The 14,035-nt window shown below is 62.4% G+C and carries 13 protein-coding genes; 6 read left to right on the top strand and 7 right to left on the bottom strand.

The features are described 5' to 3' along the window. Positions 1–27: 27 nt before the first annotated feature. Complete coding sequence (locus tag H3V53_RS09025) at positions 28–801, bottom strand: SDR family oxidoreductase (protein ID WP_336597660.1); 774 nt, start codon at positions 799–801, stop codon at positions 28–30. A 302-nt stretch (positions 802–1,103) separates the two neighbouring features. Here H3V53_RS09025 and H3V53_RS09020 point away from each other — a divergent pair, with 302 nt between their 5' ends. From H3V53_RS09020 to H3V53_RS09000, 5 genes are all read left to right on the top strand, one after another. After that, positions 1,104–2,336: an ABC transporter substrate-binding protein gene (locus H3V53_RS09020; RefSeq protein ID WP_336597659.1), complete on the top strand. Its 1,233-nt coding sequence runs from the start codon at positions 1,104–1,106 to the stop codon at positions 2,334–2,336. 176 nt (positions 2,337–2,512) lie between these two features. Beyond that, on the top strand, positions 2,513–3,403 hold the full coding sequence (locus H3V53_RS09015) for an ABC transporter permease subunit (protein WP_054923917.1): 891 nt from the start codon (positions 2,513–2,515) through the stop codon (positions 3,401–3,403). Next, the gene (locus H3V53_RS09010) at positions 3,400–4,245 is read left to right on the top strand and encodes an ABC transporter permease subunit (RefSeq protein WP_054923916.1); all 846 of its coding nucleotides are present in this window, start codon (positions 3,400–3,402) and stop codon (positions 4,243–4,245) included. The genes H3V53_RS09015 and H3V53_RS09010 overlap by 4 nt, the downstream gene beginning before the upstream one ends. 127 nt (positions 4,246–4,372) lie before the next feature. After that, a complete protein-coding gene (locus tag H3V53_RS09005; protein ID WP_336597658.1) occupies positions 4,373–4,810 on the top strand; it encodes a carboxymuconolactone decarboxylase family protein in 438 nt (145 codons plus the stop codon). A 246-nt stretch (positions 4,811–5,056) separates the two neighbouring features. Further along, positions 5,057–5,767, top strand: a complete 711-nt coding sequence (locus H3V53_RS09000; protein WP_054923914.1) for a dienelactone hydrolase family protein — start codon at positions 5,057–5,059, stop codon at positions 5,765–5,767. 99 nt (positions 5,768–5,866) lie between these two features. Here the strand turns inward: H3V53_RS09000 and H3V53_RS08995 are convergent, their stop codons facing one another. Then, positions 5,867–6,625 carry a YoaK family protein gene (locus tag H3V53_RS08995; RefSeq protein ID WP_336597657.1) on the bottom strand — a complete coding sequence of 253 codons (759 nt, stop codon included), beginning with the start codon at positions 6,623–6,625 and terminating at the stop codon, positions 5,867–5,869. A 649-nt stretch (positions 6,626–7,274) separates the two neighbouring features. Then, on the bottom strand, positions 7,275–9,317 hold the full coding sequence (rpoD, locus tag H3V53_RS08990) for an RNA polymerase sigma factor RpoD (protein ID WP_336597656.1): 2,043 nt from the start codon (positions 9,315–9,317) through the stop codon (positions 7,275–7,277). 61 nt (positions 9,318–9,378) lie between these two features. On the opposite strand from rpoD, the gene H3V53_RS08985 reads away from it, so the two are divergent. Beyond that, positions 9,379–9,723 (top strand): hypothetical protein, encoded by a 345-nt coding sequence (locus tag H3V53_RS08985; RefSeq protein ID WP_336597655.1) that lies wholly within the window; start codon positions 9,379–9,381, stop codon positions 9,721–9,723. Positions 9,724–9,754: 31 nt separating this feature from the next. On the opposite strand, the gene dnaG is transcribed toward H3V53_RS08985, so the two are convergent. From dnaG to H3V53_RS08965, 4 genes are all read right to left on the bottom strand, one after another. After that, positions 9,755–11,632, bottom strand: a complete 1,878-nt coding sequence (gene dnaG, locus H3V53_RS08980) for a DNA primase (protein ID WP_336597654.1) — start codon at positions 11,630–11,632, stop codon at positions 9,755–9,757. 104 nt (positions 11,633–11,736) lie between these two features. Continuing rightward, positions 11,737–12,183 (bottom strand): GatB/YqeY domain-containing protein, encoded by a 447-nt coding sequence (locus tag H3V53_RS08975; protein ID WP_336597653.1) that lies wholly within the window; start codon positions 12,181–12,183, stop codon positions 11,737–11,739. A 241-nt stretch (positions 12,184–12,424) separates the two neighbouring features. Then, on the bottom strand, positions 12,425–12,637 hold the full coding sequence (gene rpsU, locus H3V53_RS08970) for a 30S ribosomal protein S21 (protein ID WP_012403240.1): 213 nt from the start codon (positions 12,635–12,637) through the stop codon (positions 12,425–12,427). Between the two features lie 93 nt (positions 12,638–12,730). Continuing rightward, entirely contained in the window at positions 12,731–13,948 is a 1,218-nt protein-coding gene (locus H3V53_RS08965) for a BaiN/RdsA family NAD(P)/FAD-dependent oxidoreductase (RefSeq protein ID WP_336597652.1), read from the bottom strand. Positions 13,949–14,035 lie beyond the last annotated feature (87 nt).

Genomic DNA, 14,035 nt, shown 5'->3' with positions numbered 1-14,035 from the left:
CGTGTAAGTGGCGTAGCGATTCAAGCGCTATAGCGATTCGAGCGTCAGCTCTTCCGCCATCAGCCGGTTGCCCGCCATCAGCCCGCCGTCGACGGGCAGCACGACGCCCGTGATCACGCGCGCCATCGGCGAGGCGAGAAAGAGCACGGCATCGGCGATATCGTCGGGCGTCGCGAAGTCGCGCAGCGGGTACCACTTCTTCAGGTTCTCGAACACCTGCGGATTCTTGTCGACGCGCGCCTGCCATGCCTTCGTCTTTACCGTGCCCGGACACACGATATTCGCGCGGATGCCGTAGCGCCCAAGTTCGATCGCGAGCGCCTTCGTGTAGCTGATCAAACCCGCCTTCGCCGCGCTGTACGCGGGATGGCCGAGCGCCGTGATGCCGTTGACGGAGCCGATCAGCACGATCGAGCCGCTTTGGCGCGCGATCATCTGTTCGCGCACCGCTTCGACCGTGTGATACATGCCGTTCAGATTCAGATGCACGTCGCGCTGCCAGCTTGCGGCGTCCGTTTTGGCGAGCGTCAGGCCTTCCGCTGCACCGGCATTCGCGACCAGCACGTCGACGGGACCGCGCAGCGCGACGGCTTGCGCGACCTGTGCGCGCACCGCATCTGAATCGCCGAGATCGACCGCGATGGGCGTGACGTTGTCCGCGCCGAGATCGGCGACCAGCGCCCCGAGCGCCGTGGCATCGACGTCGAGCGCGAGCACCGTCGCGCCGTCCTGAACGAAACGCTTGCATAGCACGCTGCCGATCCCGCCGCATGCACCCGTCACCAGCACGACACGCTTCATGTCCATCCTCTCCACGTTCGCCGGGCGCCAGCGCCGCGTGGCGCGCCGACATGTTTCCGGCATGTAAATTTCCTACATATTGCGCATTTTCAGGGCAGACGCACCGTGCGCGCCCTGACAAACCCTCATACCCTGCACCGCACAAAAAGCCCATCATTTACAGCATGTTATGCAAAAAACTCGACGACAAAAAATATCGTCACCCCTACGTGACAACATTTTTTTTTCGTGTGTAGGATTTTTTCAAACAATTCAACCCCAAGCAGCCGGCTACGGCGGCGGACCACCCCAGGAGAGACGAAATGTCGTTGCATGCACGTGCTTCCCTTACGCTCGGCAAAGTCGCCGCAGCGCTCGCGTTTGCAGGTCTAGCCCTATCGGCGCACGCCGACACGGTGCGTGTGACGGTCGCGCATTACAGCGACGCGACGGCGCCGTACTTCGAAAAAATGGCCCGCCAGTTCGAGAAGGCCAATCCCGGCACCACGATCAAGATCGAGGACGTGAACTGGGACACGCTGCAACAGAAACTGCAAACAGACATCTCGGGTAACGCCAACGCCGACCTCGCTATCGTCGGCACGCGCTGGCTGCTCGACTTCGTGAAAGACGACGTCGCCGAGCCGCTCGACGGCTACATGGACGCGAGCTTCAAGAACCGCTTCATCGCACCGTTCCTCGCGCCGGGCCAGATCAACGGCAAGACGTACGGCCTGCCGATCGCGGCATCGGCGCGCGCGCTGTACTACAACAAGGACCTGCTCGCGAGCGTCGGTTATCCGAACGGCCCGAAAACGTGGAACGACGTGATCGACGCGTCGAAGAAGCTGAAGGCGAAGGGCATCGCCGGTTTCGGCCTGCAAGGCAAGGAAATCGAAACCGACGTGTACTACTACTACGCGCTGTGGACCAACGGCGGCGACGTGCTGAACAAGGAAGGCAAGGCCGGCTTCGATTCGCCCGCCGGCATCAAGGCGGCGACGCTGTACAAGTCGATGATCGACCAGGGCCTGACGCAGCCGGGCGTCACCGGCTACAGCCGTGAAGACGTGCAGAACCTCTTCAAGCAGGGCCGCGTCGCGATGATGATCTCCGCGCCGTTCCTCGCGAAGCAGATCAAGAAGGAAGCGCCGAATCTGAAATACGGCATCGATCCGCTGCCCGTCGGCACGAACGGCGCGACGTATGCCGTCACCGATTCGATCGTGATGTTCAAGAACTCGAAGGTGAAGAAGGACGCATGGAAGTTCCTCGACTATCTGTTCACGAAGGAACCGCGCGTCGAGTTCACGAGCACGGAAGGCTTCCTGCCCACGACGAAAGCGGAAGCCACCGACCCGGCGTTCAACGATGCCGACACGAAGGCGTTCATCGCGCTCCTGCCGCAAGCGCGTTTCGCGCCGACGGTGACGGGCTGGGAAGACACCGCGAAGGCCGTCACGAACGCGATGCAGGCCGTGTACCTCGGCAAGGCGAAGCCCGACGACGCGCTCAAGCAGGCCGCGAATCAGGCAAACCAGGCGCTCGGTCACTGATCGCAAGCGCGTGATGAACTGCTGACGCAGTACCGGAAGCCGCGTCGGCTCATGCCGATGCGGCTTCACCTTCGATAAGCGCTTCATCCCATCCGAAGCGCGATGTTGCAGCCGGCCCATTCCGTCCCGAGGGCTTCATGAGTTCCAACGCCCAAGCATCCGTCGATCGAGCACGCATGAGCCGTTCTATCGCACCGCGCGCCGCCGCGCCGTGGTGGCTGATCGCGCCGAGTCTGATTCTCGCGCTGTTCATCATCAGCTATCCGATCTTCAACATCGTGTACCAGTCGCTGCACGATGTGTCGCGCTTCGGCGCGATCCGCGATTTCACCGGCCTGAAGAACTTCTTCACCGTCTTCGCCGACCCCGTGTTCCTCGATTCGCTGCGCCGCACGCTCGTCTGGACCGCGTGCGTGGTGGGCGGCACGGTGATCATTTCCGTGCCCGTCGCGCTGGTGCTGAACCAGGACTTCCACGGCCGCGGCATCGCGCGCACGATCGTGATGCTGCCGTGGTCCGTGTCGCTGACGATGACAGCCGTGGTCTGGCGCTGGGCCTTCAACGACGACTACGGCATGGTCAACGTGACGTTGCAGCGGCTGGGACTGATCGGCGGCCCGATCCACTGGCTCGCGACGCCCGAACTCGCGTTTCCCGTCGAGATCGCGGTCGGCATTCTTGTTTCGATTCCGTTCACGGTGACGATTCTGCTCGGCGGATTGTCGTCGGTGCCCGGCGATATTTATGAAGCGGCGCGCATCGACGGCGCGAGCGCATGGCAGCAGTTCCGTCAGTTGACGCTGCCGCTGCTGCGCCCGTTCGTGAACATGGCGATCCTGCTGAACGTGATCTACGTGTTCAACTCGTTTCCGATCATCTGGGTGATGACGCAAGGCGGCCCCGACAACGGCACGCACATTCTCGTCACTTATCTGTACGAACTCGGCTTCCGGCTCGGGCGTCCGGGCCAGGCGGCTGCCGTGTCGCTCGTCATGCTCGTGATGCTGTTCGTGTTCTCGATGCTCTATCTGCGCATGCAGCCGCAAAAAGAAGGAGAGCCGGCATGAACGCCAAGATGAAGCGCACCGTCTGGTGCTGGCTCGCGCTGTCGCCGCTCATCGTGATCGTGCTGTTTCCGTTCGCCGTGATGCTGTTCACGGCGTTGAAACCCGCGAACGAAGTGTTCATTTATCCGGCGCGTTGGCTGCCCGCGCACTGGCAATGGCAAAACTTCGTCGATATGTGGACGGCGGCGAACTTCGGCGTCGCGCTGCGCAACAGCTGCGTGATCAGCCTGCTGTCGACAGCGCTGGCGCTCGCCGTCAGCCTGCCCGCCGCGTATGCGCTCGCGCGCTTTCCGTTTCGCGGACGCGGTTTGTATCGTCAGTTCCTGCTCGTCACGCAGATGCTGTCACCCATTCTGCTGGTGGTCGGCCTGTTCCGCCTCGCCGCGATGATTCCGTACGGCGACGGCAATCTCGTCGATTCGAAGATCGGCGTGATCGTGTCGTATGCGGCGTTCAATATCGCGTTTGCCGTGTGGATGCTGTCGTCGTACTTCGCGACCGTGCCGCGCGATCTTGAAGAATCCGCGTGGCTCGAGGGGTGCAGCCGCACGCGCGCCGTGTTCAAGGTGTTCCTGCCGCTCGCCGTGCCCGCCATCGTCGTGACGGCGATCTTTACGTTCATCAACGCGTGGAACGAGTTCGCCGTCGTCTATACGCTGATCCGCTCGCCGGAAAACAAGACGCTCACCGTGCAGGTCACCGATATGGTGGCGGGCAAATACGTCGTCGAATGGCATCTCGTGATGGCGGCGACGCTGTGCGCGACATTGCCCGTTTCCGTCGTGTTCGCGTGGCTGCAGCGCTATCTGGTGAAGGGTCTCGCGCTCGGCGCCGTCAAGTAAGGCGGGACGGTCGCGTCCAAAGTGGTTACCTGTAATTAGCCGAAATTGGCCATTTCATATGGCCAATCGAACGCCTAATCTTGCTCTGTCGCGCAAGCCTTTGCGCAGTCACTTACAGGAAACCATCATGGAACAACGTCTCGACTTCTACAAAGCCAACCCGCACGCAATCAAGGCGATGCTCGCGCTCGAAGAGCGCATCGGCAAGAGCGACCTCGAAAAATCGCTGACGGAACTGGTCCGCCTGCGCGCGTCGCAGATCAACGGCTGCGCGTTCTGCGTCGACATGCACACGACAGATGCGCGCAAGGGCGGCGAAACCGAGCGGCGCCTGGCGACGGTGGTCGTGTGGCGCGAGACGCCGTTCTTCACGGCGCGCGAACGCGCGGCGCTCGAATGGACGGAAGCCCTGACGCTGGTGTCCGAAAACCATGTGCCCGACGCCGTGTGGGAAGCCGTGAAGCCGCATTTCAGCGAGGCCGAACTGGTCGATCTGACGCTGCTGGTTTCGGCCATCAACGCATGGAACCGCTTTGCGATTTCGTTCCGGAAGATGCCGGCTTAACGCGACTTCAAGACATCGCGCGGATTCGTTTTGCGCGTGTACAGAGAGCGGGCAATCGCCCGCTTTTTTCATTGGCGATGCCAACGGGCACGGCCGCGAGGCTCCAACGCGACCCAACCCGATCCACCTGATCCAATGCCACGCGACGCCACGGCGACTGAAAGCCCATTGCCAGCAAGGGCGAGCGCCTGCATCCGACGTGCTTCGGCGCTATCCTATTGCGTCTACTCCAACAGGAACACGCTCATGAACACGACGACGGGAACCATGATCACTTTCAGCCGCCCGGACGGCAAGGAACTGCAAGGCTATCTCGCCACGCCCGAGAAAACGGACGGCGCGCCTGCAGTGGTGGTGATCCAGGAATGGTGGGGATTGAACGACCAGATTCGCGGCGTCGCCGATCGCCTCGCGAAGTCCGGCTATCTGGCGCTCGTGCCCGACCTGTATCGCGGCAAATCGACGGTCGAAGAAGAAGAAGCGCATCACCTGATGGATGGCCTCGACTTCGGCGATGCCGCGTCGCAAGATCTGCGCGGCGCGGTGCAGTACCTGAAGCAGCGCGCGGGCCGTGTCGCCGTGATGGGCTATTGCATGGGCGGCGCGCTGACGCTGCTCACGCTGTGTCAAAGCCCCGAGGTGACGGCAGGTGTGGTGTTCTACGGCTTCCCGCCGCTCGACTACATCGACGCATCGAAAATCAAGGCGCGCGTGCTCGGCCACTACGCCACGCAAGACGCGTTCTTCCCGATCGCGACGGTGGACACGCTGGAATCGAAGCTGCGCGACGCAAACGTGGATGTCGAGTTTCATCGCTATCTCGCGCATCACGGGTTCACCAACGAGACGGCCGTTGGACCCGGCCGCATTGCGGGGACGCAATTCGACCCGGTGTGGTCGCAGCTTGCGTGGGACCGCACGCTGACGTTCTTCGGCCGCACGCTCTGGGAGAAGTGAGCGCGCGCCGCTGACGCGTTTCGCCGCGCGTCGGTCGAAAAGGAATGCAGGCCGCGTGTTGCTACGATTTTTCGGGTGGGACTTTGAGATCGACGCGGCTCAGCGCGACCGACGCGGATAGCTCCGCAAATCGTCGGCGACGGGCACGGCCGCGAGTACCAGCAGGAGCGCAGCCAGCGGCACGGTCGCGACGAACCCGAGCTGCTTGAACGCAATCGCGCCGGCCAGTCCGCCGGCGAGAAACATGCCGAGCAGCGAAGCCAGCAGACCAAGCCGGCGGATGTCGGCGGCGACGTAGCCCGCCTCCGCCGCTCCCGCGCCCCGGTTCCAGTACAGGCCCTTGCCAATTTCGATGCCGATATCCGTCACGAGTCCCGTCACATGCGTGGTGCGGATTTCCGCTTTCGAGATCTTGGTGATCATGGCGTTTTGCAGGCCCATCACGTAGCACAGCAACGTGACGGTGGCGGGCACGAACAGCAGACGGTGATGCTCGGGGTTCGCGCCTAGCATGCCGAAACACAGCAACAGCAGCCCTTCCACAACGAGCGGCATCGCATAGACGCTCTGCGTGCCGCGCCGGCGGCCCCAGTTGATCAGAATCGCCGAACTGGCAGCGCCCGCGACGAACGCAACAATCGAACTCGCCGCCGACAGCACGAACGACATGTTGCCGAGTGCGAGACCATCGGCAAGCGACGACACCATACCGGACATGTGCGACGTGTACTGGCCGATGGCCAGAAAGCCGCCGGCGTTCGCCGCGCCCGCGATGCCCGCGAGCGCCAGGCCGAGGCGCCGGTTGGCGGCGTCGGTGCGAGCGGCCGACGTAAAGCCGCGAAGATAGTCGACGGGCACGATATTGTCTGCAACACGAGGGAATTCCCTCGATCGTACCCGCAAACCGCGTCTATCCCGACTTGGATTCGCGACAAATCGCTGCGATGATTTGTCGCAGCGGCCGACGCGCGTCTTCAATGGCGCCCGTTGGACTGGCTCACGCCGCGCCGCCTTCAGCCCGCGCTTCAGTCGTAGTGGCGATGCTTGTGCTTCTTCTTGTAGCAGCGCTTCGCGCGCAAGTTTGCTGTCCGTTTGGCTCGATTCTGTCTCGTGCATGGCCGCTCCAAAGATCAAACCTCGACGTCGCTCGGGCGTCCGCGCAGGCGCCGTGACCACCGTCACGCCAAGGCTGGCGGAAGCGCCGGGAGTCGCCGGGAACGCGTCACGCCCTGCTCCGCGCCGTCAGGCTGCGCTGCATCCTGCCGAAAAGCGGTGACGCTGACGCCCGAAATCACATCTATCGTTTGAGCTTTATTTAACGCGTAGATGGAGACGACGTCTCCCCCTCGTTTGAAGGGGGCAATCGGCTGTCTTCAGGGAACGCGCCATATGCGGCACGCGCGACGGCGCCGCATATGAAATAAGGGCTTCCGGGATCGCTTAAACAAAACGATCGGGGAAGCCCTTATGCAGATCGAGCCCGCTTTGAATTGCTGCGTACGCCCGCTTAGTTCCCTTCGAGGAACGACTTCAGCTTGTCCGAACGGCTCGGGTGACGCAGTTTGCGCAGCGCCTTAGCCTCGATCTGACGGATGCGTTCACGCGTCACGTCGAACTGCTTGCCGACTTCTTCGAGCGTGTGGTCCGTACTCATTTCGATACCGAAGCGCATACGCAGCACCTTCGCTTCGCGCGGCGTCAGCGAATCCAGCACGTCCTTCACGACGTCGCGCATGCTGGCGTGCAGCGCGGCATCCGACGGCGCCACCGTGTTCGTGTCTTCGATAAAATCGCCGAGATGCGAATCGTCGTCGTCGCCGATGGGTGTTTCCATCGAGATCGGCTCCTTCGCGATCTTCATGATCTTGCGGATCTTGTCCTCAGGCATTTCCATCTTCTCAGCCAGCGTTGCCGGATCGGGCTCCAGACCCGTCTCCTGCAGAATCTGACGCGAGATGCGGTTCATCTTGTTGATCGTCTCGATCATGTGAACCGGAATGCGGATGGTGCGCGCCTGGTCCGCGATCGAACGCGTGATGGCCTGACGTATCCACCACGTCGCGTACGTGGAGAACTTGTAGCCGCGGCGATATTCGAACTTGTCCACGGCCTTCATCAGGCCGATGTTGCCTTCCTGGATCAGATCGAGGAACTGCAAGCCGCGGTTCGTGTACTTCTTCGCGATCGAAATCACGAGGCGCAGGTTCGCTTCCGTCATTTCGCGCTTCGCCTGACGCGCCTTCAGTTCGCCTGCCGCCATCTGACGGTTGGTTTCCTTCAGGTCCTTCAGCGGCAACACGACGCGCGCTTGCAAGTCGAGCAGACGCTGCTGCTGTTCGCGAATAGCCGGCACGTTACGCGACAGGATCGCGCTGTACGCGTGGTTCTCGGCGACGATCTTGTCTGCCCAGTCGAGATCCGTCTCGTTGCCCGGGAATCGCGCGATGAACTCGGCGCGCGGCATGCCGCACTTGTCGACGACGGTATGCAGGATCTGACGCTCGACCTGACGCACTTCGTCCACCTGCGCGCGCAGCGTGTCGCACAGACGCTCGACGGTACGCGCGGTGAAGCGGATCATCATCAGCTCTTCCTGAATGGTTTCCTGCGCCTTCAGGTAGGACTTGGACTTGTAGCCTTCCTTTTCGAACGCGCGGCGCATCTTGTCGAACCATTCGCTGATAAGCGCGAACTTTTCCAGCGACAGACGCTTCAACTCTTCGAGCTGCGCGGCATTCGCCGTGGCCTGCGCAGCGCCATCGTCGTCTTCCTCTTCTTCTTCGTCGCTTTCTTCCGCTTCTTCGTCTTCGTTCTCGATCGCTTCCGCTTCCTGTTCGGAGAAGCCGTCGGCGTCTTCAGCGTTCGCGTCGATCAGGCCGTCGACCAGTTCGTCGATGCGGATTTCGTCGTTCGCGACGCGCTCCGCCATCGCGAGAATATCCGCGATCGTGGTCGGGCACGCGGAGATGGCCATCACCATGTGCTTGAGGCCGTCTTCGATGCGCTTGGCGATTTCGATTTCGCCTTCGCGCGTGAGCAGCTCGACGGTGCCCATTTCGCGCATGTACATGCGCACGGGGTCGGTCGTGCGGCCGAATTCGGAATCCACCGTGGAGAGCGCGACTTCCGCTTCTTCCTCCACTTCGTCGTCCGACGAAGCGTTGGGCGCGTTGTCGTTCAGCAGCAGCGTTTCGGCATCGGGCGCCTGTTCGTACACGGCGACGCCCATGTCGTTGAACGTGCTGATGATGCCTTCGATCGCCTCGGTTTCCGTGAAGTTGTCCGGGAGGTGGTCGTTGATTTCGCCGTAGGTCAGGAAGCCACGCTCCTTGCCGAGCTTGATCAGCGCGCGCAGCTTGGAGCGGCGCTCCTCAAGCTCCTCGACGGTGCCAGGCTGCGAAGACGCGAACGCGTCCTTCAGCAGCGCTTTCTCCTTTGCGCGACGGTCGCGTGCCTTGACCTTTTCGACCTTGCCCGTAGCGGGAGCAGCAGCTTCTTCGCCCTGGGATGCGTCGTCATCGACGGATACTTCATTCAGCTTTTTCGTCATGGAGTTCGCCATACCGGCTGTAGTCTCGACTGCCGGCTGCTGGACGGCAGCCGGTTGAACCGTGGATACCAAAGACTTGCGGGGAGCCGCATCGTCCTGCGCGGCATCCGCTTCCCTTTCGCTTCTGACTCCCTGCCGCTTCGCGACCGATGCCACCGACTTCGAGGTCACCGATGCCGCTCGCGCGGCCGAAGAGGTCGAGGCTCTTTTCCGGACAACAGGCGTGGCGGTTTCGGCAGACGTTTTCCTGACGGAAGAAACGGGACTGGCTGCGCTGACCCTGGTGGTCTTTTTCGGCTCCGAGGAGCCCGTGCCTGTCGCTTTTTTTCCGCCTGTAGTCTTTACCATTGCAATCGCCTTTTATCGCCTTTGCCTGGAGAAAAACAAAACCGCTGAAATCTTTTAATTATAGCATCCGGGGTTTCAGCCCTTCCCGTTCACTGCCCGCGCTGGCGCTTCATGTCAGCGCACGTCCTGCTCAATTCCTGATACTCCTTCATCTCCTCCGGGGAGAGGCTCGACTGGCGCGAAAGTTGAGTCAACCGCTCGCTATAAGCGTCATAACGCATCTTCAGAATGGCTGCTTTCAATTCCTCTCCGGCAAGCCGTTCATGCTCGCGACGCTCTTCGACGACGGTCGCGTCCTCGGGGTTCTTCAACAGCAGATCCCGAACGTTTTCATCATAGTCCAGAATTTCCCGGAAGATTTCCTCGAACGTGGGGGCATTTGCCCCGTTTCGCAACAGGTCGGACAGCAACTGGAACTCTGCTGTGTCGCCCAGCCCGCGGGCATGCGTCGTCACTTCTTCGAACAGTTCGCCATGACGCGTGACCTGCAGCAGCGCCTGCTCTTCTTCCTCGTCGAGCACGGCGACGATGCGCGGATGCATGACGAGATTGCGCAGCGCGCGCTGCTCGATACCCGTCACGCTGCGCCTGTCTTTGCGGGCAGGCGCGCTGCGTGCTACGGCCGCGATCCGCGCATCGACTTCGCATAAAGCGGCGACTTCCTCGAACGGCACGTCGAGCCGGTCGGCGAACATATGCATGATCTGCGCGCGCAGCGCGTTGGCCGGCAACTGCTGCAACAGCGGCTTCGCGTCAAACAACGCGCGGGCGCGGCCTTCGGGCTGATCCAGTTCCTTGCCCGCCAGCACCTCGTTCAGCAGGAACTGCGACAGCGGCATAGCCCGCTTGACCTGGTCCGCAAACGCTCGCGTGCCGAATTCGCGGACGTAGCTGTCGGGATCATGCTCGGCCGGTAGAAACAGAAAGCGGATCGTGCGATTGTCGGCGGCATGCGGCAGGCACGCGTCGAGCGCGCGACGCGCAGCGCGCCGGCCCGCCGAATCGCCGTCGAAGCTGAACACCACCGTATCCGTCTGCCGCATCAGTTTCTGCACATGAATCGGCGTGCAGGCGGTACCGAGCGTTGCAACCGCGTTCTCGAAGCCCAATTGCGCGAGCGCAACCACGTCCATATAGCCTTCGACGACCAGCACGTAGCGCTGTTCGCGGATCGCGAGCCGCGCCTCGAACAGGCCGTACAGTTCGCTGCCTTTGTTAAATAAAGGCGTTTCGGGCGAATTCAAATATTTTGGCTCGCCGCTGTCCAGCACGCGTCCGCCAAAGCCGATCACCTGGCCTTTCACGTTGCGGATCGGGAACATGACCCGCTCGCGAAAGCGGTCGTAACGGCGGTTCTGGCCCTGAGCGTCGGACTTTTCGCTGACGATCACGAGACCTGCCTCGACGAGCGCGTCGTCCCGATAGTTGGAAAAGGCGGACTCGAGGTTCTGCCAGCCGTCCGGCGCGTAGCCGAGGCCGAAGCGCTTGGCGATTTCGCCCGTGAGGCCGCGCTTTTTCAGGTACTGGATCGCGTTCGGCGCGCCGCGCAGTTGCGTCTTGTAGTAGTCGCTGGCTGTCTGCATCACGTCGGACAGCGCCGTCGTGACGGCCTTCGAGACGGCGGGCGCATAGCCTTCGCCACCGCCGCCCGCGCCGCCGCCGCGCATCGGCGAGGGCTCCTGCGGGACGGTCAGACCGACGGACTGCGCCAGCTCGTTGACGGCCTCCGGAAACGAAAGCCCGGCATGCTCCATGAGAAAGCCGATGGCCGTGCCATGCGCGCCGCAGCCGAAACAATGATAGAACTGCTTAGTCGGACTAACGGTGAACGAGGGGCTCTTTTCGTTGTGAAACGGGCAGAGTCCCATGAAGTTCGCGCCGCCCTTTTTCAGCTGCACATACCGGCCGACCACGTCGACGATATCGACGCGGTTCAACAGATCTTGCAGGAAAGAATGCGGAATCACAGCGCAGACGCGGCCTTAAAAGGGTTGGGCACCTTGGGTGAGACACAGCGCGCCGCGCGCGGCCGTTCGAACGGCGCGCTACGCGCGGCAAACACGGGAACCGCCTACTTCGACAGCGCGGCCTTGACCTGTGCGGACACGGTCGTCATGTCGGCCTTTCCGGCGAGCTTCGGCTTGAGCACGCCCATCACCTTGCCCATGTCCTGCGGGCCCGCGGCGCCGACCTGCGCGACGGCGGCCTGCACTTCGGCGGCGATCTCCGCGTCCGACAGCTGTTCCGGCATGTACGCGCTCAGCACGTCCAGTTCGGCCTTTTCCTTGTCGACGAGGTCCGTGCGGCCAGCCGTTTCGAACTGGGCGATCGAGTCCTTGCGCTGCTTGATCATTTTGTCGACGACGGCCGTGACACCGGCGTCGTCGAGTTCCACGCGATCGTCGACTTCACGCTGCTTGATGGCGGCGAGCAGCAGACGGATCGTACCGAGACGCTCGGTTTCGCGTGCGCGCATCGCTGCTTTCATGTCGTCGTTGATTCGGACCTTGAGACTCATCGTTCACCTGAATTGCGTGGGTTTTAAAACGGGTGGCGCAGAGCGCAAAAACCCGCTTGGGATCGTTCCTCAAGCGGGTTAGTGCCAAATACGCGGCGAATCCGTGCACCTGGATGCGGCGTTACGGGGCTTTCACAGCCAGTTGCCGCAAGCGCCGGCACGCGCCCGCGCCGTCACCTATTTGTGGGCCGCTGCTTTCGCCCGCTAAAAACACTGGCGAGCATTGCGACTTCACGTTGAATCAGTAAAACTTCTTTGGCAATTGCTGGCTGCGCAGGCGCTTGAAATGCCGCTTCACCGCAGCCGCCTTTTTCCGCTTCCGCTCAGACGTCGGCTTTTCGTAAAACTCGCGCGCACGCAGTTCAGTCAAGAGACCGTTCTTTTCGATTGTGCGCTTGAAGCGGCGCATCGCGACTTCAAAAGGCTCGTTTTCTTTTACGCGAATGGTCGTCATCTTTCAATAACGGAGCGTGGCAAAGATTGGAAAGTATAGCAGCTGTTTCGCACAATCGCATGGCAGTGTCAACCCCCTATTGACGCGTTTCGCTCATGCCCTTCCGACATACTCCGAGGCCGCCTGGCCGGCCGCCACACCCGACGCCCACGCCCATTGGAAGTTGTAGCCGCCGAGCCAACCCGTCACGTCGACGGCCTCGCCGATGAAGTACAAGCCCGGCACGCGCGCGCTCATCATCGTCGCCGACGACAGCTCGCGCGTGTCCACGCCGCCACGCGTCACTTCGGCCTTCTTGTAGCCTTCGGTACCGTTCGGCGTGAGCGTCCAGCGCGATAACGCCTCACCGACGCGCCGCAGCGTCTTGTCGGGCAGATCGGCGAGGCGCGCCTCGGCGGGCACGCCGTGCGTCTGCAGCCAGACATGCGCGAGCCGCGCGGGCACCCATTCGGCCAGCAGGTTGGCGATCTGGCGCTTCGTGGCGCTTTTCGCCTCCAGCAGCGCGGACGTGGCGTCGCGCTCCGGCAGCAGGTTGATGTGCACGGGCTCGCCCGGCTGCCAATAACTCGAGATCTGCAGCACGCCGGGGCCGGACAGCCCGCGATGCGTGAGCAGCAGATCTTCGACGAATTCGCCGCCCGTTTTCTTCGCGCCCGTCGCCAGATGCACTTCCAGCGACACGCCCGATAACGCCGAGAACGGCTCCCAGTCAGCCTGCGCGAACGTGAGCGGCACGAGCGCCGGGCGTGTGTCGATCAGTTTGTGTCCAAACTGCTTGGCAATGCGATAGCCGAAATCGGTCGCGCCGATTTTCGGAATCGACAGCCCGCCCGTCGCGATCACGAGCGCGCGAGCGCGGATCGGGCCATTGTGCGTGTCCAGCGTGAAACCGTCGGAGCCGCCGTGACGCACGTGCTCGACGGCAAGCGGCCGGCGCCACGCGATCTGGCCGGCGTCGCATTCGCTCTTGAGCACGTCGATGACGGCATCGCTCGACTGATCGCAAAACAGCTGTCCTTTGTGCTTCTCGTGCCAGGTCACGCGATACCGCCTGAGCAGCGCCATGAAATCGCGCGGCGTATAACGCGCGAGCGCCGAGCGGCAAAAATGCGGATTCGCCGACAGATAGTTGGCCGGACCCGCATAGAGATTCGTGAAGTTGCAGCGGCCGCCGCCCGAAATGCGGATTTTTTCGGCGAGACGCGCCGCGTGGTCGATCAGCACGACGCGCCGGCCCAGCTGCCCCGCCACCGATGCGCACATCATGCCCGCCGCGCCCGCGCCGATTACGGCGATATCGAAGGATTCCATGGGGTTGCATTGTAACCGGCGCCATCGGGGCGTCCGGCGGCCCGAAGCCCGCGCTGCTATACTTTCAGGTTCCTTTTCTCAAGTTTC

This window comes from Paraburkholderia bengalensis (genome assembly GCF_037126505.1).
In the GTDB taxonomy this organism is placed as follows: Bacteria; Pseudomonadota; Gammaproteobacteria; order Burkholderiales; family Burkholderiaceae; genus Paraburkholderia; species Paraburkholderia bengalensis.
Note: the sequence above shows the minus strand (reverse complement) of the source record. Positions and strands in the feature narration are given on the sequence as shown.